Raw genomic sequence first — 23,711 nt, 5'->3', positions numbered from 1 at the left:
TCCCCCTCGTCCTTCGCTTCGTCAGCCGGTGGGCACATCGGCACGGATCCAGTACCGCCGCCGCTCGCCCCGCTGGTCCTCGAACACCCCGCCGCAGGACTCGATGACCCTACGCGAGGCGGTGTTGGTGTCGTCGCAGGTGATCAGCACCGGGTCGATGCCCAGCTCGTGGTGGGCGAACGGCAGGGCGGCGCGCAGCATCGCGGTGGCATGGCCGCGGCGTCGGGCGCCGGGGCGCACCGCGTAGCCGATGTGGCCGCTCCGGTCGAGGAGGGAGGGGGTGAGCCGGTGGCGGAAGGTGATGCGCCCCAGGTAGGTGTCGCCGTCGGCCCACCAGCGGGTGCTCTTCGGGACGACGCCGTCGGGGCGCTCCTCGGAGGCGACGCCGGCGACCACGTCCACATACGCCGCGAACCCCTCGGCCGACCGCCACCGCGTCCCCCAGGTCCGCAGCTCCCGCGCGAGGCCGGAGTACGGGACGTCCGCCGTGCCGTCGGCCCGGAACTCGTCCATCGCGGCGAGGAAGGAGGCGTGGACGGCGAGGGTGGGGACGATCAGCGTCGGTGACATCGGCTCATTGTGTGCGAGCACGCCGCGGCCCGGCCACCGCGCGGTGCGGGGCCGGGCCGAAGGGGCTTGCGGGTGTGCCTACTTGACGACGCTCAGCGGCAGCAGCTTCTTGCCCGTGGGGCCGATCTGGATGTCGAGGTCCAGCTGCGGGCAGACACCGCAGTCGAAGCACGGGGTCCAGCGGCAGTCCTCGACCTCGGTCTCGTCGAGGGCGTCCTGCCAGTCCTCCCAGAGCCAGTCCTTGTCGAGACCGGAGTCCAGGTGGTCCCAGGGCAGCACCTCTTCGTATGTGCGCTCACGGGTGGTGTACCAGGCGACGTCGACACCGAAGGCGGGCAGGGTCTCCTCGGCGGCCTTCATCCAGCGGTCGTAGCTGAAGTGCTCGCGCCAGCCGTCGAAGCGGCCGCCGCCCTCGTAGACGGCGCGGATGACCGAGCCGATGCGGCGGTCGCCGCGGGAGAGCAGTCCTTCGACGATGCCGGGCTTGCCGTCGTGGTAGCGGAAGCCGATGGAGCGGCCGTACTTCTTGTCGCCGCGGATCTTGTCCCGCAGCTTCGTCAGCCGGGCGTCGGTCTCCTCGGCGGAGAGCTGCGGTGCCCACTGGAACGGGGTGTGCGGCTTGGGGACGAAGCCGCCGATGGAGACCGTGCAGCGGATGTCGTTCTGTCCGGAGACCTTGCGGCCCTCGGCGATGACGTTGACCGCCATATCGCCGATCTGCAGGACGTCCTCGTCGGTCTCGGTGGGCAGACCGCACATGAAGTAGAGCTTCACCTGCCGCCAGCCGTTGCCGTAGGCGGTGGAGACCGTCCGGATCAGGTCCTCTTCGGAGACCATCTTGTTGATGACCTTGCGGATGCGCTCCGAGCCGCCCTCCGGGGCGAAGGTCAGACCCGAGCGACGGCCGTTGCGCGTCAGCTCGTTGGCGAGATCGATGTTGAAGGCGTCGACGCGGGTCGACGGCAGCGACAGGCCGATCTTGTCTTCCTCGTACCGGTCGGCGAGGCCCTTCGCGACATCGCCGATCTCGGTGTGGTCCGCGGAGGACAGCGACAACAGGCCGACCTCCTCGAATCCCGTGGCCTTGAGCCCCTTCTCCACCATGTCGCCGATGCCGGTGATGCTTCGCTCCCGCACGGGACGCGTGATCATGCCGGCCTGGCAGAAACGGCAGCCGCGGGTGCAGCCACGGAAGATCTCGACCGACATCCGCTCGTGCACGGTCTCGGCCAAGGGGACGAGCGGCTGCTTGGGGTAGGGCCACTCGTCGAGGTCCATGACGGTGTGCTTGGAGACCCGCCACGGGACGCCGGAGCGGTTCGGTACGACACGGGAGATCCGGCCGTCGGCCAGATACTCGACGTCGTAGAACTTCGGAACGTAGACGCTGCCGGTCTTCGCGAGGCGCAGCAGCAGCTCGTCGCGGCCGCCCGGGCGGCCCTCGGCCTTCCACGCCCGGATGATCCCGGTGATCTCCAGTACGGCCTGCTCGCCGTCACCGACCACCGCGCAGTCCAGGAAGTCCGCGATCGGCTCGGGGTTGAAGGCCGCGTGGCCGCCCGCGAGGATCAGCGGGTGGTCCTCGGTGCGGTCCTTGGCCTCCAGCGGAATGCCGGACAGGTCCAGGGCGGTGAGCATGTTGGTGTAGCCCAGCTCCGTGGAAAAGGAGACGCCGAGCACGTCGAAGGCGGAGACGGGGCGGTGCGCGTCCACCGTGAACTGCGGGACGTCGTGCTCGCGCATCAGCGCCTCGAGGTCCGGCCACACGCTGTACGTGCGCTCGGCGAGGACGCCCTCCTGCTCGTTGAGGACCTCGTAGAGGATCATGACGCCCTGGTTGGGGAGCCCGACCTCGTAGGCGTCCGGGTACATGAGCGACCAGCGGACATCGCAGGCGTCCCAGTCCTTGACGGTGGAGTTCAGCTCACCGCCGACATACTGGATGGGCTTCTGCACATGCGGGAGCAGGGCCTCTAGCTGTGGGAAGACCGATTCGGCAGGCATCTCGACGAACTTTCGTGAGCTGACAAGGGGCGACTCACAAGCGTAACCCGCTCGGCGTCGCCCCCGGGACGCCCAGCGTACGGCCCGCCGTCGCGGCTATGCCTTCTTCCCGACGGCCTTCTTCCCGACGGCCTTCGTCCCGACGGCCGGCGCGGACCGCACGAGCTTCGCCCAGACGCCGGGCAGCTCCCGCTCACGCTCCGCCGCCAGGGCCTCCTCGCGCCCGTGGAGCAGCCCGAAGGTGAACCCGCCCTCGCCGGCCCGGTGGGCCTGGGTCGCCAGCTCGCGGAGCGCGGCGCGGGCCACCACGCTGTCCTGGTGGTCGCCGAGCACCTGCTGGACCCGCTTCGTGTGCTTGGCGAACTTCTTCGCAGGTCCGCCGAGCACCGGGCGGGCCGCCTCCGCCGCGTACCGCGCGCGCTTGGCGGCCTTGCGGGCACTGTGCAGCGCCTCGTCCCGGGCCGTTCCCCGCGGGGTCCGCAGCGCCACCTCGACGCGTGCGGCCAGCCGCGCATGGTCCTTGCGTACGGCCTTCGCGAGCACCTGCGGCGCGGGCCGCGCGGCGGCCTTGCGCAGCGGCGGCGCGGCGAGCAGCGCCTCCAGGGTCCGCAGCAGCTCCAGATAGCGCTCGCTGTCCAGTACGGCGAGCACCTCCCGCCGGGAGTTCAGACGCCGGCGCTGCGACCAGAGGCGCAGGCGCGCGGAGACCGGGCCGAGCCGCAGCGTCCGGGGCAGCCCGGCCAGGGCGTCCCGCAACCGCGCGGTCAGCACCTCGCGGTCCCGGTCGACTCCCAGCTCCGCGGCCAGCCATTTCAGCTCGACACCGGCGGGGCGGGTGACGGAGCGGTCCAGGACCTTGGTGTACGAGCGGAACGCACTGCGCAGGCGCCGGGTGGCGACCCGCATCCGGTGCACGGCGTCGGGCAGGTCGCGGCGTACGGCCGGGTCCAGTTCGACGATCACCCGCACCTGCTCGCGGACGTACCGCAGCACGACGTCCCCGGCGGTGGGCGGCTTCCCGCCGGACCGCTTGCCCGGCGCGCCGGGCCGCTCCCCCGGAGCACCGGGGCGCGGCTCCTGTCCCGTCTCGGCCAGCGCCCGCGCGAGCTTCGACCTGGAGGCGGCGGGCCGGATCCCGGCGGCCTCCAGCGCCTCGCCGATCTCGTCCAGAAGGGTCGGGTCGGCGTCCTGTGCGGTCAGCTCCACCTCGATCTCGTGCCAGCGGGCCTCGGAGCCGGGCCGGTCGGCGGGCCGGGCGCGCACCGCGTCGACCGCGAGCTCGGCGAGCGGGGCGCCGTCGGCGCCCTTCAGGAGATGTACCGTGCGCCGCGTCCGCAGCCGCACGACGGGGAGCAGCTCCCGGCCGGGCGTCCGCGACCGTACGAGCGCCGCCAGCTCCTGCGGCAGTTCGTCGGACAGCGGCGCCCGCACCTCGTCGCGGACGTCCGGCGCGACGGGCAGCTTGAGGTGCCAGCCCGCGTCCTCGCCGCCGGTCCGCCTGCGCAGGGTGATGCCGGCCGCGGCGAGTCTGAGGTCGGCGGTGTCGTAATAGGTGGCGTCCAGGGCGGTGACGCCCTGCTCCACCACGGCCGCGACCCGGCCCCCCAGGGTCAGGTCCGGCAGTGGTGTGTCGTCGGTGGCCTCGTACTTCCGCTCGATCTCGCGCACGGTGTCCGCCATGCGTCGAATCTAGTCATCCGTTCCGCGGGAGACCACCCGTCCGGCAGCGCGTTCGCGGCGCGGGGAACACTGGCGCGCGGACCGGATGGTGAATTACGTTGTGTCACCGGGCCTCCACTCAGGGTGGCGCCAGGTATTCACCCGACCCTCGGAGAGGGAGACACCCGTGCACCGCCATACCGTTCCCGTCCTCGTCGGGACGCCCGGCCGCGTCCCGGACGGCGGGCGTCCCTGCCTGCTGACCACGCCGAGCGGCCCCGCCGCCCCGAAGGTCGCCCGGGACTTCGTCCGCGCCGTACTCCGCGGCACCCCGCTGCGGGCCCTGCTCGACACCGCGGTGCTGCTGACCTCGGAGGCGGTCACCCGATCCCATCTGCGCACCCCGCCGACGGAGGACATCCTGATGCGGGTGCTGACCACCCCGCGCGGCGTGCACATCAGCGTCCACGACTCGGCGCCCGCCCCGGCGACGGAGTCCGATCACCGGCTGTCGCTGTTCACCCATCTCGCCGGCCACTGGGGCACCACGCCGTGCGAGGGGCCGCCCCGGTCGGGGTCGCTGTGGTTCGAGCTGCACGCGGGCGGGGGCCCGGATCGGTAGACCCGGGCCCCGTCTCATCCCGCCGACACCGGCCGCTGCACCCGGATCGACTGCAGCAGCCCTATGGCGATCCATACAGCGAACATCGAGGTGCCGCCGTAGGAGACGAAGGGCAGCGGCAGCCCGGTGACGGGCATGATGCCGAGCGTCATGCCGATGTTCTCGAAGGCCTGGAAGGAGAACCAGGCGATGAGGCCGGCGGCGACGATGGTGCCGTAGAGCTCGGTGGTCTCGCGGGCGATCCGGCAGGCGCGCCACAGGACGACGCCCAGCAGGAGGATGATCAGGCCCGCGCCCAGGAAGCCGAGTTCCTCGCCGGCGACGGTGAAGATGAAGTCCGTCTGCTGCTCGGGGACGAACTGCCCGGTGGTCTGGCTGCCGTGGAAGAGGCCGGAGCCGGTCAGCCCGCCGCCGCCGATGGCGATGCGCGCCTGGTTGGTGTTGTAGCCCACGCCGGCCGGGTCGAGGCTCGGGTTGGCGAAGGCCGCGAAGCGGGCGATCTGGTAGTCGTCGAGCAGGCCGAGCTGCCAGATGGAGAGGCAGCCGACGACGCCGGTGCCCAGCAGGCCGAGGATCCAGCGGTTGGAGGCGCCGGAGGAGAGCAGTACGCCCAGAATGATGGCGCCCAGGACCATGACCGAGCCGAGGTCCGGCATCAGCAGGATGACCGCCACCGGCACGCCCGCCAGGCCCAGGGCCTGAACGACGGTGCGGTGGTCGGGATGCGGGCGGTCCCCGGCGTCGACGCGGGCCGCGAGGATCATCGCCATGCCGAGCGTGATGGTGATCTTCGCGAACTCGGCGGGCTGGAGGGAGAAGCCGCCGGGGATCGCGAGCCAGGAGCGGGAGCCGTTGATGGTGGCGCCCAGCGGCGTCAGGACGAGCAGCGCCAGGATGACCGACAGCCCGTACAGGACCGGGATCGCGCCGCGCAGGGTGCGGTGGCCGAGCCAGATCGTGGCGGCGGCCAGCGCGAGCCCGATGCCGGTGTTGAGGAGGTGGTGCAGCAGGAAGAAGTACTCGTCGCCGTGGTTGAGCTCGGTGCGGTTACGGGTGGCCGAGAAGACCAGCACCGCGCCCATCATGGACAGCGCCACGCAGGCCAGCAGCAGCACCCAGTCGAGCTTGCGGACCACCGAATCGCGCGCGGTGATCTTTCCCCAGGTGCCGAGTTCGGGGGTGTAGCGGCGGATGGAGAACGTCCGGGACGTAGGACTGGTCGTCACTGAGGGCTCCCCGATGCGGACGAGGACGGCTTCGGCGGGACGTACGGCTTGATGGCCTGGGCCTGGATCGTGCCGTCGTCCTCGATCGTGGGCAGCCTGGGCTCCGGCCGCGGGAGCAGTGCCGCCTTCTTGTCGATGTCGCCCTTGTCGTTGACGCCGTAGAGGGCGTTGTAGATCTTGCGGACGGCCGGACCGGACGCGCCGGAGCCCGTACCACCCTGGGAGATCGTCATGACGACCGTGTAGTCCTTGGTGTACGTGGCGAACCAGGACGTCGTCTGCTTGCCGTAGACCTCGGCGGTACCGGTCTTGGCGTGCATCGGGATCTTGTCCTGGGGCCAACCGCCGAACCGCCAGGCGGCGGTACCGCGGGTGGCCACACCGGCCAGCGCGCCGTCGATCTGCTTGATCGTCTGGGGGCTGTCGGGCAGCTTGCCGTGCGACTGCGGCTTGATCTGGCGGACGTGCTTGCCGTCGGGGCTGACGACGGCCTTGCCGACGGTCGGGTTGTAGAGCGTGCCGCCGTTGGCGAGGGCGCCGTAGATGGTGGCCATCTGGATCGGGGTGACGAGGGTGTCGCCCTGGCCGATGGAGTAGTTGACGGAGTCACCGGCGCGCATCTTCATGCCGGACTCGCAGTTCTCCCTGGCGATCTTGGAGACATAGTCGTCCGCGTGCTTGCCCTGCGCGCACCAGCCGTCCTTGTTGGCCTTCCAGTAGTCCTTCTTCCACTGGCGGTCCGGAACCCGGCCGCTGACCTCGTTGGGGAGGTCGATGCCGGTCTCCTTGCCGAGGCCGAACTGGTGGGCGGTCCGGTAGAACCAGTCCGCGGGATCCTTGGGCTTGTTGCCGCCGTCCTTCTGCCACTGCTTGTAGGCAAGGCCGTAGAAGACGGTGTCGCAGGAGACCTCCAACGCCCGCCCGAGGCTGATCGGCCCGAAGTTCTCCGACTCGAAGTTCTTGAAGGTCTGGCCGCCGATGTTCATGGAGCTGGTGCACGGGTAGTGCCCGTCGAACGGGTAGCCGGCGTTGACCGCGGCCGTGGTCGAGATGACCTTGAAGATGGAGCCGGGGGCCGCCTGGCCCTGGATGGCGCGGTTGAGCAGCGGGTAGTTGGACTTCTTGCCGGTGAGGTGGGCGTAGTCCCTGCCGGAGATACCGCCGACCCAGGCGTTGGGGTCGTAGGCGGGGTTGGACGCCATCGCCACCACCCGGCCGGTCTTGGCCTCCATGACGACCGCGGCGCCCGAGTCCGCCTTGTAGTTGGTGCCGGTGATCTTGTCGTGCTCCTTGCGCGCGTCCTTCATCGCCTGGTCGAGCTCTCGCTCGGTGAGGGCCTGGACGCGGGCGTCGATGCTGGTGATCACATTGGCGCCGGGGACCTGCGGGTCGCTCTTCGCCTTGCCGATGACCCGGCCGAGGTTGTCGACCTCGTAGCGGGTGACGCCGGCCTTGCCGCGCAGATCGCTGTCGTACGTCCGCTCCATCCCCGACCGGCCGATCTGGTCGGAGCGCAGCAGCGGCGAACGGCTGTCCTTGGCCTTGTTGATCTCGGCGTCGGTGACCGGGGAGAGATAGCCGAGGACCTGGGCCGTGTTGGCGTTGCCGGGAGCGGCGTAGCGACGTACTGCGGTGGGCTCGGCGCTGATACCGGGGAAGTCCTCGCTGCGCTCGCGGATCTGGAGCGCCTGCTGGGTGGTGGCCTCGTCGGTGATCGGGATCGGCTGGTACGGGGAGCCGTTCCAGCACGGCTGCGGGGTCTTGGCGTCGCAGAGCCGGACCTTGTTCCGGATCTCCTGCTCGGACATGCCCAGCACCTTGGAGAGCCGGCCGAGGACGCCCTTGCCGTCGTCCTTCATCTTCAGCAGTTCGGTGCGGCTGGCGGAGACGACCAGACGGGTCTGGTTGTCGGCCAGCGGCACACCGCGCGCGTCGAGGATGGAGCCGCGGGTGGCGGGCTCGACGACCTGCTGGACGTGGTTGGACTTGGCCTCGTTGGCGTACTCCTGGCCGTTGCGGATCTGCAGGTACCACAGCCGGCCACCGAGGGTGAGCAGCAGGGAGAAGACCAGGATCTGGATCGCGATGAGGCGGACCGTGACCCGGGAGGTCCGCCCCGTCTCAGGGATGTTGCTCATGGCGCGAAGCGCCTCCTCGAGGGGTGGTGGCCGGGCGGCGGGAGGGGGTTGCTCACAGCGCCCCCACTGTCTGTCCGATGGCCGGCCGCGTCCCCGCGGCCGGTGAGCCGAGTCCGCAGCTCACAGCCGCTTGACCCCCTTGAGACGGGCCTTGTCGCGGGTCGGCCTGCCGAGCAGCCCGCCGCGCTGGCCGCCGATCCGGCCGCTCTTCTTCAGGCCGCCGCGGGTGGAGCGGAAGCCGCTGCCGGTACTCAGCCAGCCGTAGGCGGGCTCCCGGCCGCCCGAGCCGCCGGAGCCGTCCGCGGCCAGCGGGTCGTTCTCCATCCGGCGGGCGACGGCCATCACCAGGGGCACGATGAACGGCGCGAGCAGCAGGTCGTAGAGGGTGGCGCTGAGCAGCAGCCCCACCAGGCCGACGTGCCGGGCGGCGGTGTCGCCGACCAGCGCGCCGACGCCCGCGTACATGAGCGTCGAGCCGATGGCGGCGCCGATGACGACCATCAGCGGGATGGTGGCCGAGCGGTGCTGGCCGGAGTCGGGCCTGGTCAGGCCGGCGACGTAGCCGATGACGCAGAGCACCAGCGCGTACCGGCCGATGGCGTGGTCGGAGGGCGGGGCGAGGTCGGCGAGCAGTCCCGCGCCGAAGCCCACCAGGCAGCCGCCGACGTGACCGTAGACCAGCGCGAGGCCGAGCACGACCAGGAGCAGCAGGTCCGGCACGGCACCGGGCAGTTGGAGCCGGGCCAGGACACTGACCTGGACGACCAGGGCGACGACCACCAGAGGGGTGGCGAGCAGGATCCGGTTGAGGTGCATCGGTCAGCTCCTGGGTGGGGCGCTCGCGGAGGGGGTGGCCGTGACGGTGACCGTCGGCGCCGGCTTCGGCTTCGCCGGCTTCGCCGGCAGGACGGTGTCGCGCGGGTCCGTACGGGGCGGCTGGACGACGACGCCGACGATGTCGAGCTGGGAGAAGGCGACGTACGGGCGGACCTGGAGGGTGCGGGTCAGGTCGCCGTTGGACGGTTCGGCCTTGACCACCTGACCGACCGGCACGCCGGGGACGAACGGCTTGTCGGCGCTGGAGCCGAAGGTGACCAGACGGTCGCCCCGCTTGACCGCGGCCTTGCCGTTGAGCAGCTGGACGCGCAGCGAGCGGCCGCCCTGGCCGTTGGCGAAGCCGATCTCGTTGGTCTTCTCCATGCGGGTGCCGACCGTGAAGTCGGGGTCGTTGGCGAGCAGCACCGTGGCGGTGTCGGCGCCGACGGTGGTGACCCGGCCGACCAGACCCTCGCCGTTGAGGACGGTCATGTCGCGGGCGATGCCGTCGCGGCTGCCGGCGTCGATGGTGACCGTCCAGGAAAAGCCCTGGGCGGCGCCGATGGCGATGACCTCGGCGCCCTTGATGCCGTAGCGGCCGGTGCCGGCGCTCTTGAGCATCTTGTCCAGCTGGGCGGCGCGGCTGCGGTTGCGGTCGGAGGAGCCGAGCCTGGCCTTGAGGGCGGCGTTCTCGTGCTCCAACTGGGCGATGCGGCTGTGCCGCTCCCCGGAGTCCCGTACGGCGCCGACGGCGTTGCCGACCGGGCTGACGACGCGCGCGACGCCGCTCTCGACCGGGCCGAAGGCGGAGGCTGCGGCTTGCCGGGCGCCATCGAGCGGGGACTGTTCGCCGCCGCGGATATCGACCGTGATCAGCGCGAACGCGATCGCGACCAGCAGCACCAGCAGCAGCCGGCTCTCTCGTGTGTCCCTCACGTGCGGCGGCCGTGTCCTTCCTCGTAGGACCGGCCGACTGCGGGCCCGCGCCGGTCTCGTTCGGGAGTTGAGCGTTGTGCCTTGTGTGCGATGCCGGCTGATGAAGCGTCAGCGCGCACCGTGTCTGTCGGGATGCGGAACCTGTGCGGAGCCGTGGTGCCTGTATATCAACGATTCAGCGGACGAATCGGGTACTGCGAGGGTGGTGCCGGCCCCGCGGCGCGTCCTGCGGTGCGCCGCGGGGGGGGACCGGACCGGGAGGTGTCAGCGGCGCGGCTGGGAGTCGAGGACCTGCTGGAGCGCCTCGAACTCCTCGACGCACTTGCCGGAACCGAGCGCGACGGAGTCGAGCGGGTCCTCGGCGATGTGGATGGGCATGCCGGTCTCGCGGCGCAGGCGCTCGTCGAGGCCACGCAGCAGGGCGCCGCCTCCGGTGAGCACGATGCCGCGGTCCATGACGTCGCCGGAGAGCTCCGGCGGGCACTTGTCGAGGGTCGTCTTGACCGCGTCGACGATGGAGTTGACCGGCTCCTCGATGGCCTTGCGGACCTCGGCGGCCGAGATGACCACGGTCTTGGGCAGCCCGGAGACCAGGTCGCGGCCGCGGATCTCGGTGTGCTCGTCCTGCTCGAGGTCGTACGCCGAACCGATGGTGATCTTGATGCTCTCGGCGGTGCGCTCGCCCAGCAGGAGGCTGTACTCCTTCTTGATGTGCTGGATGATCGCGTTGTCGAGTTCGTCGCCGGCCACCCGGATGGACTGGGCCGTGACGATCCCGCCCAGCGAGATGACCGCGACCTCGGTCGTGCCGCCGCCGATGTCCACGACCATGTTGCCGGTGGCCTCGTGGACCGGCAGGCCGGAGCCGATCGCCGCGGCCATCGGCTCCTCGATGATGTGGACCTGGCGGGCGCCGGCCTGGGTCGACGCCTCGATGACGGCGCGGCGCTCCACTCCGGTGATCCCGGAGGGCACACACACCACCACCCGCGGGCGGGCCAGATAGCGCCGCTTGTGGATCTTGAGGATGAAGTAGCGGAGCATCCGCTCGGTGATCTCGAAGTCGGCGATGACGCCGTCCTTGAGAGGCCGCACGGCGACGATGTTGCCGGGCGTGCGCCCGATCATCTTCTTTGCCTCGGCGCCGACCGCCAGGATGCCGCCGGTGTTGGTGTTGATGGCCACGACCGACGGCTCGTTGAGGACGATGCCGCGGCCCCTGACGTACACCAGCGTGTTGGCGGTCCCGAGGTCGACAGCCATGTCACGGCCGATGAACGACATGTTGTTCCCCATGAGGATACGTCTGGCCTTCCCAACTGGAGCGAATGCTTACTTGAGGTCGGCAGGAGGTGATGCGCTGTCTGGCGCGGAAGCTCCATCGTAGTCTCGCCGTGCCACCCACTCGAACACGGTGGAGCCTTGAGCGCCATTGTCAGCCGTACACGCACCCGCCCCCATTAACGGTGACGTCGTGTCGCAAGGATGCGTTCCCCCGATCGAGTCGCATATGCCAAGGGGCGACCGATGATTCCATCGGTCGCCCCTGGTCACAAGGGGTATGCGCCTGACGGGGCGTCAGGAGATTCCGGGGAAGAAAATCTTGATCTCGCGCTCTGCGGACTCTTCGGAATCCGAGGCGTGGATCAGATTCTCTCGGGTGATCGTGCCAAAGTCCCCACGAATGGACCCACTCGGTGCGGCAATCGGGTCAGTCGGTCCGGCCAGGACACGCACTCCCTCGATGACCCGCTCCCCCTCGACGACGAGTGAGACGACCGGACCGGAGGACATGAAGCCGACCAGGGGCTCGTAGAACGGCTTGCCCACGTGCTCGGCGTAGTGCTGCTCGAGGATCTCGCGGTCCAGGGTGCGCAGCTCCATCGCGGCGACCGTCCAGCCGGCCTTCTTCTCGATACGGCCGATGATCTCGCCGATCAGACCGCGGCGAACGGCGTCGGGCTTGAGAAGGACGAGCGTGCGCTGGCTCACGGAGGTGCTCCCTGTATACGTACAAACGGTCAGCGGGTGCACCGAGGCTACAGGGCATGCCCTGCCGGGTACGCCCGCCCCCACCACCCCACCGGGCCGTTCCGGTCGACGCCGGCCGCGCACGGGTCCGGCGGCCGGCGCCGGGCGGCTCAGCCCGCCGCGGACGCCCCCGCTTCGGCCTGCGCGGCCCACCGGGCCTTGGCCTCGTCGATCTTGCGGCCGTAGTGCACCGAGGCCCACCACAGGGCGGCGAACACCACGCCCAGGAAGAACATCGTCGTCACGACGAAGCCGCTGGCGATCAGGGCGGCCTGCAGCGCCCACCCGAGCTGGATCCCGCCGGGCCGGCCGAGCATCCCGCACAGCAGGATGCTGAACAGCATCGCGACACCGCTGACCGTCCAGATCGTGGCCGTCGGCACGTCGCTGAGCTGCATCGCCACCAGACCGGCGAACCCGATCACGAAGAACTCACCGATGAGAGTGCTGGCACACAGGGTGCGCATCGTCACTTCCTCCCCATGAGCAGCCGGGCCTCGCCGACCGTGATCACGGAGCCGGTCACCAGCACGCCCGCTCCGGAGAACTCGCCCTCTTCCTCGGCGAGGGTGATGGCCGCCTCCAGGGCGTCGTCAAGCCGCGGCTCGACCTGGACCCGCTCGGCGCCGAACACCTCGACGGCGACCGCCGCGAGCTCATCGGCGTCCATCGCACGATGGCTGGAATTACGGGTCACCACGACCTCGGCGAAGATCGGCTCGAAGGCCTCCAGCACGCCCCGTACGTCCTTGCCGTCGCTGGCGGCGACCACACCCACCAGACGGCTGAAGCCGAATGCCTCGGTGACCGCCTCGGCCGCCGCCTGCGCGCCAGCGGGGTTGTGCGCCGCGTCCAGGACGACCGTCGGGCTGCGGCGGACGATCTCCATCCGGCCCGGCGAGGAGACCGCGGCGAACGCCGCGCGGATGGTGTCGATGTCCAGCGTCCGGGCGTGGTCCGAGCCGACCCCGAAGAACGCCTCGACCGCGGCGAGCGCCACCGCGGCGTTGTGCGCCTGGTGGGCGCCGTACAGCGGGAGGAAGACCTCCGGGTACTCGCCGCCCAGCCCGCGCAGCGTCAGCATCTGGCCGCCGACCGCCACCTCGCGGGAGATCACCCCGAACTCCATGCCCTCGCGGGCGACCGTGGCATCCACCTCGACGGCGCGCTTGAGCATCACCGACGCGGCGTCCACCGGCTGCTGGGCCAGCACGACGGTGGCGTCCTGCTTGATGATCCCGGACTTCTCGCCGGCGATCTCCTCGGGCGTCTCCCCGAGCCGGTCGGTGTGGTCCAGCGAGATCGGGGTGACCACCGCGACGTCGCCGTCGATGACGTTCGTCGCGTCCCAGGTGCCGCCCATGCCGACCTCGACGACCGCGACGTCCACCGGGGCGTCCGCGAAGGCCGCGAAGGCCATGGCCGTGAGCACCTCGAAGAACGAGAGGCGGTACTCCTGCCGGGCGTCGGTCATCTCCACGTACGGGGCGATGTCGCGGTAGGTCTCGATGAACCGCTCGGCCGGGATCGGGGCGCCGTCCAGGCTGATCCGCTCGGTGACCGACTGGACGTGCGGGCTGGTGTAGCGGCCGGTGCGCAGCTCGAAGGCGCCCAGCAGGGACTCGATCATGCGGGCCGTGCTGGTCTTGCCGTTCGTACCCGTGATGTGGATCGAGGGGTACGCGCGCTGCGGCGAGCCGAGGATGTCCAGCAGCGCCGCGATGCGCTGGACCGAAGGGTCGAGCTTGGTCTCGCCCCAGCGGCCGGCCAGCTCCTCCTCGACTTCGCGCAGCGCACGGTCGACCTCGGGGTCGGTGGGCCGGGCGGGAACGCCGTCGCCCTGCGGCGGGCCGGCCTGGGCGCGCAGCGTCCGGCTGCCGGCCTCGATCACCGCCAGATCGGGGTCGCGGTCGGTCTCGGCCTCGACCATCTCGTCGAAGTCGTCGGTCGGGTCAGGGTCGTCGTTCTGGGGGCGCTCACTCACGACGACAAGTCTACGAGGCACCTCGGACAGCCCTCGCGGCGCGCCGCCCCCGCCGCATCGCTCCTGGACAGCAGCGCCTTCCGCTACGAGAGCGGCGTCTTCCGCTACGAGAGCGCCGCCTTCATCATGGCGCGGGCGACCGGCGCGGCCAGCCCGTTGCCGGAGACCTCGTTGCGGGCCGCGTGTCCGTCCTCGACCATCACGGCGACCGCCACCTGGTGCCCCGCGCTGTTGCGTGCGTACGAGACAAACCAGGCATAGGGCGTACCGCTGTTGTCGACACCGTGCTGGGCGGTACCGGTCTTGCCGCCGACGGTCAGTCCGCCGATCTTCGCGCCGGACCCGGTGCCCTTGTCCACGACCGTCCGCATCGCCGACCGCAGCTGCCCGGCGGTGTCCGCCGACATCGCCTTGCGGTAGGTCTTGGGGCCGTTCTGCTGGACGGTGTTGCCGCCGCCGTCGGTGAGCTTGTCCACCAACTGCGGGGTCTTCAGCTCACCGCCGTTGGCGATGGCCGAGGAGACCATCGCCATCTGCAGCGGCGTCGCCTGGTCGTTGAACTGGCCGATACCGGACAGCGCGGTCTGCGCGGCATCCATGTCGGAGGGATAGACGCTCTTGCCGGCGCGGACCGGGGTGTCGATTTTGCCGTCGTTGAAGCCGAGCTTCTCGGCCTGCGCCTTCACCTTGTCCTTGCCCAGGTCGACGGCCATCTTGCCGAAGACGGTGTTGCAGGAGTACTGGAGCGCGGTGCGGATGTCCGCGTTCTTGCAGGGCGCGGAGGCGTTCTCGTTGGTGAGCTTGGTGCGGCTGTTCGGCAGGGGGTACGGGTCGGGGCTGCGGGTCGGCTCGTCCACGGAGGAGTACAGACCGTTCTCCAGCGCGGCCGCCGCGACCACCAGCTTGAAGGTGGAGCCGGGCGGCAGCGGCTGCCGCAGCGCCCGGTTGACCTCGGGGTGCTCCGCGTCGCCGGACATCTTCCGCCATGCCTTCTGGTCGGCTCCGGACGATCCGGCGAACGTCCCCGGGTCGTACGACGGCGTGCTGACCATGCCCAGGATCCGGCCGGTGGCCGGGTCCATGGCGACGGCGGCGCCCTTCTTGTCGCCCAGCGCCCGGTAGCCGGCCTTCTGCACCCGGGCGTCGATGGTGGTGGCCACGTCCCCGCCCTTGGCCCGCTCACGGCTCAGCGCGTCGGCGGGGCTCTGCAGCCGGCTGTCGGAGCCGTCGAGGACCTTGCCGTACAGGCTCTCCAGCTGGTTGCTTCCGAAGATCTGCGAGGTGAAGCCGGTCACCGGCGCGTACTGCGGGCCGTCCTTGTAGGTGCGCTTGTACCTGAGCGTGTCGGAGGTGGCCTTGGACCCGGTGACCGGTTCGCCGTCCACGAGGATGTTGCCCAGCGGAGCGGAGTACTTGCCGATCGTCACCCGGGGGTTGTGCGCGTCGTCCTTGTAGTCACCGGCCTTCGCGCCCTGGAGCCAGGTGACCCAGCCCATCAGGGCGAGTATCAGCGCCAGGCAGAAGATCGCGGCCCGTCGCAGTGGCTTGTTCATCGGGCGCGGCTCCTCGGTGGCTGGCGGGCGGTCGCTGCCGGACTCCGGCATTCCGGCATTCCGGCATTCCGGCATTCCGGTCCACCGTGCCCGGCGTTCATGAGAGCGCCATGAGAGCGCCATGAGAGACGGCCGCACCGGGCCGGTCGGCCGTCCGGGACAACTTTTCGCCGCGTTTCCCCCTCTTCGACGGTGGGGCGTGTGCGCCCCGGACGATCACCGCATCGCGGGCGGACCGGAAGGCAGGAGCGGAAGACGGGTGCCGGCAATCAGTCAGCGGATGCATCTGGTGCTGCTCACCGCCTGGGCCGTGCTGTGGTTCGTCGTCGTGGAGCCGCACGGCGGCTTCTCCTGGCACTATCTGCGCGCCGGCGGCGAACTGATCTACGCGGGCGCCTCGGGCGACGGCACCGGCGGCCTCAACCTCTACGCCCACCACCCCGAGCTCCAGATGGGCCCGCTCAGTTTTCTGACCGCGGGCCTGTTCAACCCCTTCCCGGAGGCCACCGGCCAGTTCCTCGCGGCGGCCCTGATGTCGCTGCTCGGCCTGGTCATCGTGGTGCTGGCGGGCCGCAGCGCCGCCCATCACTTCCTGGGCACCGGCACCAACCACCAGCGGCTGCGGCAGCGCGTACTGATCGCCGGGCTGGCCTTCATCCCGATGTGGACCGAGGTCGCGGTCCGCTTCGGGCATCTCGACGACGTCCTGGCGCTGTTCTTCACCGCCCTCGCGGTACGCGCCGTCACCCGCGGCGACGCCGCCCTCACCGGCGCCTTCCTGGCCCTCGCCATGGACTCCAAGCCGACCGCGCTGGCCTTCCTGCCGCTGCTCCTCGCCCTCCCCCGGGAGAAGTGGCTGCGGGCCGGGCTGTGGTGCGCGGGGCTGGTGGCCCTCGCCTGGCTGCCGTTCTTCGTCGGCGACTCCCAGTCCTTCGCTGCGGCGAAGTTCGCCATCCCCAACCATCCGGCGTCCGCGCTGCGCTGGCTGGGCGTGGGCGACCCGGAGACCCCCGGCTGGGACCGGCCCGCCCAGGCGGCTCTCGGCCTCACCCTGGGCGCCGTCGCCGTCCTGCGCGGGCGCTGGGCCGCCGTCGTCCTCCTCGGCGCCAACGCCCGGATCGTCCTCGACCCCAGCGTCTACACGTACTACACCGCGTCCGTCCTGCTCGGCACGCTGCTGTGGGACGTCATCGGCCAGCGCCGGCTGGTCCCCTGGTGGAGCTGGCTGGCGCTGATCACCCTCTACGGCAGCGTCTTCCTGGTGTCCGACGACGCCGCCCGCGGCCTGATCCGCCTCGCGTTCGTGGCCCTCTCCACGGCGTACGTCCTGCTCTGGCCGGTCCGGGAGAGGGGCCGGCGGGGCGGCCGGGGACGCCGCAGGCCCCCCGCCCGTGGGGGCGAGGGGCCTGCGGCCGATACCGGTGCTACGCCGTGGGCAGAGCCGCCAGCTGCGCGGTGATCCGGACGATGTCCGCCTCCGCGGCCTCCAGCCGGCCGCGGATCTTGTCCACGACCTTCTCCGGCGCCTTGGCCAGGAACGCCTCGTTGCCGAGCTTGGCGGTGGCCTGCGCCTTCTCCTTCTCGGCGGCCGCCAGGTCCTTCGTCAGCCGCTTCCGCTCCGCCTCGACGTCGATGGCGCCGGACAGGTCCAGCGCGACCGTCGCGCCCGCGACCGGCAGCGAGGCGGTGGCGCTGAAGTCGTCACCGGCCGGCTGCAGCCGCAGGAGCGCACGCATCGCCGCTTCGTGCGCCGCCAGCGCCGTACCGGACAGGTCCAGCCGGGCGGGGACCTTCTGGCCCGGCTGCAGCCCCTGGTCGGAGCGGAACCGGCGGACCTCCGTGACGACCTGCTGCACGGTCTCGACCTCCCGCTCCGCGCCCGCGTCCCGGAATCCGGAGTCCTTCGGCCACTCGGCGATCACCAGCGACTCGCCGCCGGTCAGCGTCGTCCACAGCGTCTCGGTGACGAACGGGACGATCGGGTGCAGCAGCCGCAGCGTGACGTCCAGGACCTCGCCCAGCACCCGGCGCGAGGCGTCGGCGGCCGGGCCACCCGCCATGAACGTCGTCTTCGACAGCTCGACATACCAGTCGAAGACCTCGTCCCAGGCGAAGTGGAAGAGGACGTCCGACAGCTTCGCGAACTGGTAGTCGTCGTAGTACGCGTCCACCTCGGCGACGACGGAGTTCAGCCGGGACAGGATCCACCGGTCGGTCGCCGACAGCTGCTCGGCGGGCGGCAGTTCGCCCTCGACCGTCGCGCCGTTCATCAGCGCGAAGCGGGTGGCGTTCCAGATCTTGTTGGCGAAGTTGCGGGACCCCTGGACCCAGTCCTCACCGATCGGGACGTCGACACCCGGGTTGGCGCCGCGGGCGAGCGTGAAGCGGACGGCGTCGGAGCCGTAGGCGTCCATCCAGTCCAGCGGATTGACCGCGTTCCCGAACGACTTGGACATCTTCTTGCCGAACTGGTCACGGACCATGCCGTGCAGCGCGATGGTGTGGAACGGCGGGGTGCCGTCCATCGCGTACAGCCCGAACATCATCATCCGGGCGACCCAGAAGAACAGGATGTCGTAGCCGGTGACCAGCACGGAGTTCGGGTAGAACTTCTCGACGCTCGGTGTCTGCTCGGGCCAGCCCAGCGTGGAGAACGGCCACAGGCCGGAGGAGAACCACGTGTCGAGGACGTCGGTGTCCTGCGTCCAGCCCTCGCCCGTGGGGGCCTCGTCGTCCGGACCGACGCAGACCACCTCGCCGTTGGGGCCGTACCAGACCGGGATGCGGTGACCCCACCACAACTGCCGCGAGATGCACCAGTCGTGAAGGTTGTCGACCCAGCCGAAGTACCGCGACTCCATCTCCTTGGGGTGGATCGCGACCCTGCCGTCCCGGACCGCGTCACCGGCGGCCTTCGCCAGCGGGCCGACCTTGACCCACCACTGCATCGACAGCCGCGGCTCGATGGTCGTCTTGCAGCGCGAGCAGTGTCCGACGGAGTGCGTGTACGGCCGCTTCTCGGCGACGATCCGGCCCTCGGCGCGCAGCGCGCCGACGATCGCGGAACGGGCCTCGAAGCGGTCCAGGCCCTGGAAGGGGCCGTGGGCCGTGATCACGCCGCGCTCGTCGAGCACGGCGAGCATCGGCAGGTCGTGCCGGCGGCCGATCTCGAAGTCGTTCGGGTCGTGTGCCGGGGTGACCTTCACCGCACCCGTGCCGAACTCCGGGTCGACGTGCTCGTCCGCGACGACCGGGATCCGGCGGCCGGTCAGCGGCAACTCGATCTCGGTACCGATGAGATGGGCGTACCGCTCGTCCTCGGGGTGAACCGCGACGGCGGTGTCGCCGAGCATCGTCTCGGCCCGGGTCGTCGCGACGACGATCGACGCGTCACCCTCGCCGTACCGGATGGAGACGAGCTCGCCGTCGTCGTCCTGATACTCGACCTCGATGTCCGAGATGGCGGTCAGGCAGCGGGGGCACCAGTTGATGATCCGCTCGGCGCGGTAGATCAGCTCGTCGTCGTAGAGCCGCTTGAAGATGGTCTGGACGGCCTTGGACAGGCCGTCGTCCATGGTGAAGCGCTCACGGGACCACGCGACGCCGTCGCCGAGCCGTCGCATCTGCCCGGAGATCTGTCCGCCGGATTCGTTCTTCCACTGCCAGACCCGCTCGACGAACGCCTCGCGCCCCAGGTCGTGACGGGAGATGCCCTCCTTGGCGAGCTCGCGCTCCACGACGTTCTGGGTGGCGATGCCGGCGTGGTCCATGCCCGGCTGCCAGAGGGTCTCGTAGCCCTGCATCCGCTTGCGGCGGGTGAGGGCGTCGATGAGGGTGTGCTCGAAGGCGTGCCCCAGGTGGAGCGAGCCCGTGACGTTCGGCGGCGGGATGACGACGGTGTACGGCGGCTTCTCGCTCTTCTCGTCCGCCTCGAAGTAACCCCGTTCTACCCAGCGCTCGTACAGCGGCCCCTCTACGTCGGCCGGCGTGTACTGAGTCGGCAGTTCGGGGGCGCTGTGGTTGCTCTGCTGAGTGTTCTCGGTCACGACGGACAGTGTACGGGCGCGTATGTCGCAGGTTCGAATCGGTTTCGCCCCCGGGGCACCGGCTGTCGGTGGCGTCGTACAGGATGTCGGCAGCGCATAAAAAATCTCATGCGGGCAGCACACAGGTCGGCTGCCATCAGTTGTCACGAGGGGAACCGCTCCATGAGCTACAACCAGCCGCCGCCCGGCCCGTACGGCCAGCAGCCCCAGCAGCCCGGCCCGTACGGCCAGCCGCAGGCCCCGCAGCCCGGCTACGGCTACCCCCAGCAGGGCGGCCAGGTGCCCCCGCAGCAGCCCCAGCAGCCCGGTTACGGCTACCCGCAGCAGCCCCAGCAGCCGGGCCCGTACGGCCAGCCCCAGGCCCCGCAGCCGGGCTACGGCTACCCCCAGCAGGGCCAGCAGCCCGGCCCGTACGGCCAGCAGCAGACGCCCTACGGCGCGATTCCCCAGGGCGGCCCCGAGGGCGGCGGCAACGGCAAGAAGATCGGCCTGATCATCGGCGCGGTGGCCGTGGTCGCGGCGATCGGCGTGGGGGCGTACTTCGCGTTCGGGTCGGGCGGCGGCGATGTGAAGCCGTACACGATCTCGATGCCGGACAAGCTGCTGAGCGGGGAGTTCACCAAGAAGGACGAGTTCGGCGGGAGCAGCGAGCCGAAGGACTTCTCCAACGACAAAGAAGCCAAGGCGATGGGGATCACCGAGGCCAAGATGGTCAAGGGCAAGTACGCCAATGACAGCAAGATGAGCCTGGATCTGACGGGCATCTACGGGAAGGTCGCCGACCCGGAAGGCGCCATCGATCAGGCATTCGCCCAGCAGGACCAGGTGCTCGAGAAGAACATGAAGTCCGAAGGCGGCAAGGTGGAGACGGTGGAAGGGCCGGACAGTTTCTCGCCGGCCGACTTCGACGGTGCAGTGATGAAGTGCAAGGCGCTGAAGATCAGTTTCTCCCAGGGCGGCATGAGCATCTCCGCCAATGCCAACATGTGCATCTGGGGCGACAGCAGCGCGATCGGCACGGTCATCATGTCGGACGCCTTGGACCCGAAGACCGGGTCGGTCACCGCACATGCACCGGGGCTCGAGGAGCTGGCCGAGAAGTCCGCCAAGATCCGCAACGAGGTCCGCAAGGAGAAGTAGCAACCGGCCGGCCGAGCGCTGACCACAAAGGCTCCCGCCAGGGCTACTCGTCGCCGTCGGGAGCCTTTCGCGTACCCCGCGCGCAAAGCGTCGGGCCCGGCGACGCAGAACCGCCCGGCAGCACTCCGGCTGCCGGGCGGTTCGTACGAACGGTGCGCGTGCCTACGCGCTCTTCTCCTGCGGCTCCCCCGAGTCACCGCGGGTGCGCGGCACCAGGGTGGGGTTCACGTTCGAGTGAACGACGTCCTCGGTGATGACGACCCGGGCGACGTCCTTGCGCGACGGGACTTCGTACATCGCCGACGAGAGGACCTCTTCCATGATGGCCCGCAGGCCACGGGCGCCGGTGCCGCGGAGAATCGCCTGGTCGGCGATGGCCTCGAGGGCCGGGCGGTCGAAGTCCAGCTCCACGCCGTCGAGTTCGAAGAGGCGCTTGTACTGCTTGACCAGGGCGTTGCGCGGCTCGACCAGGATCTGCAGCAGGGCCTCGCGGTCGAGGTTGTGGACGGAGGTGAGGACCGGGAGACGGCCGATGAACTCGGGGATCATCCCGAACTTCACCATGTCCTCCGGCATGACCTCCTGGAGCTGGTCCTTGGACTCGATCTCGCGCTTGGAGCGGATCGTGGCGCCGAAGCCGATGCCCTTGGCGCCGGACCGGGCCTCGATGATCTTCTCCAGACCGGCGAACGCGCCGCCGACGATGAACAGGACGTTCGTCGTGTCGATCTGGATGAATTCCTGGTGGGGGTGCTTACGGCCACCCTGCGGCGGGACCGAGGCGGTGGTGCCTTCCAGGATCTTCAGCAGGGCCTGCTGGACGCCCTCACCGGAGACGTCCCGCGTGATCGACGGGTTCTCGCTCTTGCGGGCGACCTTGTCGATCTCGTCGATGTAGATGATGCCGGTCTCGGCCTTCTTGATGTCGAAGTCCGCGGCCTGGATGAGCTTGAGCAGGATGTTCTCGACGTCCTCGCCGACATAGCCGGCCTCCGTCAGCGCCGTGGCGTCGGCGAACGCGAAGGGGACGTTGAGCATCCGGGCGAGCGTCTGCGCCAGCAGCGTCTTGCCGGAGCCGGTCGGGCCGAGCAGCAGGATGTTGGACTTGGAGAGCTCGATGCCCTCGTCGCCGCGGCCGCCGCCGTTCTCGCCCGCCTGCACCCGCTTGTAGTGGTTGTAGACGGCGACCGAGAGCGCCTTCTTGGCGGGCTCCTGGCCGACGACATAGCCGTTGAGGAACTCGTAGATCTCCCGGGGCTTGGGAAGCTCTTCCCAGCGCACCTCGGAGGTCTCGGCGAGCTCTTCCTCGATGATTTCGTTGCAGAGGTCGATGCACTCGTCGCAGATGTACACACCAGGTCCCGCGATGAGCTTCTTCACCTGCTTCTGGCTCTTTCCGCAGAATGAGCACTTGAGCAGGTCGCCGCCGTCACCGATGCGTGCCACGAGGTGCTTCCCCTTCGCCTGGGATCCGCATTGCTCCACGGACCCGGGTGCTTGCCTATCGACGGTACCTTGCCGGGCCCCCCGTACGGGCCCCCCTTGGACCGACTCGGTTCACTCGGTCCCGGACACGGTCCAAGGGGGCAACACTCCGGCTCACTTCGCCAAGATCGCTAGCCGATCGAGACGGAGGACTTCCGCGTCGAGACGATCTGGTCGACCAGACCGTACGCCAGGGACTCCTCGGCGGTCAGGATCTTGTCACGCTCGATATCGTCGCGGATCTTCTCGATCGGCGTGGAGGAGTGCTTGGCCAGCAGGTCCTCCAGCTGCGAACGCATCCGCAGGATCTCGTTGGCGGCGATCTCCAGGTCGGAGACCTGACCGCGGCCGGTCTCGCTGTACGGCTGGTGGATCAGCACCCGGGCGTTCGGCAGCGCCATCCGCTTGCCGGGGGTACCGGCGGCGAGCAGCACGGCCGCGGCGGAGGCCGCCTGGCCCATGCAGACCGTCTGGATGTCCGGCTTCACGAACTGCATCGTGTCGTAGATGGCCGTGAGCGCCGTGAAGGAGCCGCCGGGCGAGTTGATGTAGATCGAGATGTCCCGGTCCGGGTCCATCGACTCCAGGCACAGCAGCTGCGCCATGACGTCGTTGGCCGAGGCGTCGTCGATCTGCACGCCGAGGAAGATCACGCGCTCCTCGAAGAGCTTCGCGTACGGGTCGTACTCGCGCACGCCCTGCGAGGTGCGCTCGACGAAGCGCGGGACGATGTAGCGGGACTCGGCGCGCGGGCCGGAAAACTCGGACTCCGCGCCCTGGGAGAGGCCGCTGCCGGGGTAGTTGTTCATCGTGGTGTTCACCGTCCTGGTGGCGATCAAGTGGGCTGGGGGCTGTAGGGCGAGTGGTACGGGGCTCAGGCCCCGGTGCCGCCCCCGCCCGGAACGCCGGCGGCGGAGGTCATCACATCGTCGATCAGGCCGTATTCCTTGGCCTCGTCGGCGGAGAACCAGCGGTCGCGGTCCGAGTCCTGGGTGATCCGCTCGACGGTCTGGCCGGTGTGGAACGCCGTCAGCTCCGCCATCCGCTTCTTGGTGTGCAGCAGCCGCTCGGCGTGGATCTTGATGTCCGACGCGGAGCCGGCCAGGCCGGCGGAGGGCTGGTGGATGAGGATCTCGGCGTTCGGCAGCGCGAAGCGCTTGCCCGGGGTGCCGGCGCTCAGCAGGAACTGCCCCATGGAGGCGGCGAGCCCCATCGCGATCGTCACCACGTCGTTCTTGATGTACTGCATGGTGTCGTAGATCGCCAAGCCGGCCGAGATCGAGCCGCCCGGGGAGTTGATGTAGAGGAAGATGTCCTTGTCCGGGTCCGCGGCGAGGAGAAGCAGCTGCGCGGTGATCTTGTTGGCGATGTCGTCGTCGACCGGCTGGCCGAGGAAGATGATCCGCTCGCCGAGCAGCCGGTTGTAGACCTGGTCGCCGAGGCCACCGAAGGTCGGCTCAGCGGCGGCGGAAGGCATCGGGATCGTCACGTGTCCACCTGC

At 70.1% G+C, this 23,711-nt stretch carries 19 protein-coding genes; 3 read left to right on the top strand and 16 right to left on the bottom strand.

What is annotated here, in order from left to right; translation table 11 throughout:
- Positions 1-21 precede the first annotated feature (21 nt).
- The 3 genes from ACGFML_RS11150 to ACGFML_RS11140 form a co-directional block, all read right to left on the bottom strand.
- Entirely contained in the window at positions 22-570 is a 549-nt protein-coding gene (locus ACGFML_RS11150) for a GNAT family N-acetyltransferase (protein WP_393542317.1), read from the bottom strand.
- Positions 571-648: 78 nt separating this feature from the next.
- Complete coding sequence (locus ACGFML_RS11145) at positions 649-2,574, bottom strand: TIGR03960 family B12-binding radical SAM protein (protein ID WP_393542315.1); 1,926 nt, start codon at positions 2,572-2,574, stop codon at positions 649-651.
- A gap of 96 nt (positions 2,575-2,670) precedes the next feature.
- Positions 2,671-4,254, bottom strand: a complete 1,584-nt coding sequence (locus tag ACGFML_RS11140) for a CHAD domain-containing protein (protein WP_393542313.1) — start codon at positions 4,252-4,254, stop codon at positions 2,671-2,673.
- A 166-nt stretch (positions 4,255-4,420) separates the two neighbouring features.
- On the opposite strand from ACGFML_RS11140, the gene ACGFML_RS11135 reads away from it, so the two are divergent.
- Complete coding sequence (locus ACGFML_RS11135) at positions 4,421-4,855, top strand: ATP-binding protein (RefSeq protein WP_393542312.1); 435 nt, start codon at positions 4,421-4,423, stop codon at positions 4,853-4,855.
- Between the two features lie 14 nt (positions 4,856-4,869).
- Here the strand turns inward: ACGFML_RS11135 and rodA are convergent, their stop codons facing one another.
- From rodA to ACGFML_RS11090, 9 genes are all read right to left on the bottom strand, one after another.
- Positions 4,870-6,081, bottom strand: coding sequence for a rod shape-determining protein RodA (rodA, locus tag ACGFML_RS11130; protein WP_393542310.1), 1,212 nt, complete (start codon positions 6,079-6,081; stop codon positions 4,870-4,872).
- Positions 6,078-8,219: a penicillin-binding protein 2 gene (gene mrdA, locus ACGFML_RS11125; protein WP_393542308.1), complete on the bottom strand. Its 2,142-nt coding sequence runs from the start codon at positions 8,217-8,219 to the stop codon at positions 6,078-6,080. The genes rodA and mrdA overlap by 4 nt, the downstream gene beginning before the upstream one ends.
- A gap of 120 nt (positions 8,220-8,339) precedes the next feature.
- A complete protein-coding gene (gene mreD, locus ACGFML_RS11120) occupies positions 8,340-9,035 on the bottom strand; it encodes a rod shape-determining protein MreD (RefSeq protein WP_393542306.1) in 696 nt (231 codons plus the stop codon).
- 3 nt (positions 9,036-9,038) lie between these two features.
- Positions 9,039-9,971 (bottom strand): rod shape-determining protein MreC, encoded by a 933-nt coding sequence (gene mreC, locus ACGFML_RS11115; RefSeq protein ID WP_393542304.1) that lies wholly within the window; start codon positions 9,969-9,971, stop codon positions 9,039-9,041.
- Between the two features lie 264 nt (positions 9,972-10,235).
- On the bottom strand, positions 10,236-11,255 hold the full coding sequence (locus ACGFML_RS11110) for a rod shape-determining protein (RefSeq protein WP_003985182.1): 1,020 nt from the start codon (positions 11,253-11,255) through the stop codon (positions 10,236-10,238).
- 294 nt (positions 11,256-11,549) lie between these two features.
- The gene (gene ndk, locus ACGFML_RS11105; RefSeq protein WP_393542302.1) at positions 11,550-11,963 is read right to left on the bottom strand and encodes a nucleoside-diphosphate kinase; all 414 of its coding nucleotides are present in this window, start codon (positions 11,961-11,963) and stop codon (positions 11,550-11,552) included.
- Between the two features lie 149 nt (positions 11,964-12,112).
- Positions 12,113-12,469, bottom strand: a complete 357-nt coding sequence (locus tag ACGFML_RS11100; RefSeq protein WP_393542300.1) for a DUF4233 domain-containing protein — start codon at positions 12,467-12,469, stop codon at positions 12,113-12,115.
- Positions 12,470-12,471: 2 nt separating this feature from the next.
- Complete coding sequence (locus tag ACGFML_RS11095) at positions 12,472-13,986, bottom strand: bifunctional folylpolyglutamate synthase/dihydrofolate synthase (protein ID WP_393542298.1); 1,515 nt, start codon at positions 13,984-13,986, stop codon at positions 12,472-12,474.
- Between the two features lie 104 nt (positions 13,987-14,090).
- Positions 14,091-15,539, bottom strand: a complete 1,449-nt coding sequence (locus tag ACGFML_RS11090; RefSeq protein ID WP_393542296.1) for a peptidoglycan D,D-transpeptidase FtsI family protein — start codon at positions 15,537-15,539, stop codon at positions 14,091-14,093.
- 280 nt (positions 15,540-15,819) lie between these two features.
- On the opposite strand from ACGFML_RS11090, the gene ACGFML_RS11085 reads away from it, so the two are divergent.
- Positions 15,820-16,998, top strand: coding sequence for a hypothetical protein (locus ACGFML_RS11085; RefSeq protein ID WP_393542731.1), 1,179 nt, complete (start codon positions 15,820-15,822; stop codon positions 16,996-16,998).
- Here the strand turns inward: ACGFML_RS11085 and ACGFML_RS11080 are convergent.
- Positions 16,964-19,585 (bottom strand): valine--tRNA ligase, encoded by a 2,622-nt coding sequence (locus ACGFML_RS11080; RefSeq protein ID WP_393542293.1) that lies wholly within the window; start codon positions 19,583-19,585, stop codon positions 16,964-16,966. The genes ACGFML_RS11085 and ACGFML_RS11080 overlap by 35 nt on opposite strands.
- Positions 19,586-19,747: 162 nt before the next feature.
- Between ACGFML_RS11080 and ACGFML_RS11075 the strand changes: the two genes are divergently transcribed.
- Entirely contained in the window at positions 19,748-20,725 is a 978-nt protein-coding gene (locus ACGFML_RS11075; RefSeq protein WP_393542291.1) for a hypothetical protein, read from the top strand.
- Between the two features lie 162 nt (positions 20,726-20,887).
- Here ACGFML_RS11075 and clpX read toward each other — a convergent pair whose 3' ends face one another.
- The 3 genes from clpX to ACGFML_RS11060 form a co-directional block, all read right to left on the bottom strand.
- On the bottom strand, positions 20,888-22,171 hold the full coding sequence (gene clpX, locus ACGFML_RS11070; protein WP_393542290.1) for an ATP-dependent Clp protease ATP-binding subunit ClpX: 1,284 nt from the start codon (positions 22,169-22,171) through the stop codon (positions 20,888-20,890).
- A gap of 170 nt (positions 22,172-22,341) precedes the next feature.
- The gene (locus ACGFML_RS11065) at positions 22,342-23,019 is read right to left on the bottom strand and encodes an ATP-dependent Clp protease proteolytic subunit (protein ID WP_030082099.1); all 678 of its coding nucleotides are present in this window, start codon (positions 23,017-23,019) and stop codon (positions 22,342-22,344) included.
- Between the two features lie 65 nt (positions 23,020-23,084).
- The gene (locus ACGFML_RS11060; RefSeq protein WP_030283915.1) at positions 23,085-23,687 is read right to left on the bottom strand and encodes an ATP-dependent Clp protease proteolytic subunit; all 603 of its coding nucleotides are present in this window, start codon (positions 23,685-23,687) and stop codon (positions 23,085-23,087) included.
- Between the last annotated feature and the right edge of the window lie 24 nt (positions 23,688-23,711).

It is taken from the genome of Streptomyces sp. NPDC048650, assembly GCF_043199095.1.
GTDB lineage: Bacteria > Actinomycetota > Actinomycetes > Streptomycetales > Streptomycetaceae > Streptomyces.
This window is presented reverse-complemented; position numbering and strand designations above follow the sequence as displayed.

Coding starts and splice junctions, on each gene's coding strand:
- ACGFML_RS11150 (WP_393542317.1), bottom strand. CDS start 570: ATGTCACCGACGCTGATCGTCCCCACCCTCGCCGTCCACGCCTCCTTC.
- ACGFML_RS11145 (WP_393542315.1), bottom strand. CDS start 2,574: ATGCCTGCCGAATCGGTCTTCCCACAGCTAGAGGCCCTGCTCCCGCAT.
- ACGFML_RS11140 (WP_393542313.1), bottom strand. CDS start 4,254: ATGGCGGACACCGTGCGCGAGATCGAGCGGAAGTACGAGGCCACCGAC.
- mrdA (WP_393542308.1), bottom strand. CDS start 8,219: ATGAGCAACATCCCTGAGACGGGGCGGACCTCCCGGGTCACGGTCCGC.
- mreD (WP_393542306.1), bottom strand. CDS start 9,035: ATGCACCTCAACCGGATCCTGCTCGCCACCCCTCTGGTGGTCGTCGCC.
- ACGFML_RS11110 (WP_003985182.1), bottom strand. CDS start 11,255: ATGTCGTTCATCGGCCGTGACATGGCTGTCGACCTCGGGACCGCCAAC.
- ACGFML_RS11100 (WP_393542300.1), bottom strand. CDS start 12,469: ATGCGCACCCTGTGTGCCAGCACTCTCATCGGTGAGTTCTTCGTGATC.
- ACGFML_RS11090 (WP_393542296.1), bottom strand. CDS start 15,539: ATGAACAAGCCACTGCGACGGGCCGCGATCTTCTGCCTGGCGCTGATA.
- ACGFML_RS11085 (WP_393542731.1), top strand. CDS start 15,820: ATGCATCTGGTGCTGCTCACCGCCTGGGCCGTGCTGTGGTTCGTCGTC.
- ACGFML_RS11075 (WP_393542291.1), top strand. CDS start 19,748: ATGAGCTACAACCAGCCGCCGCCCGGCCCGTACGGCCAGCAGCCCCAG.
- ACGFML_RS11065 (WP_030082099.1), bottom strand. CDS start 23,019: ATGAACAACTACCCCGGCAGCGGCCTCTCCCAGGGCGCGGAGTCCGAG.
- ACGFML_RS11060 (WP_030283915.1), bottom strand. CDS start 23,687: ATGCCTTCCGCCGCCGCTGAGCCGACCTTCGGTGGCCTCGGCGACCAG.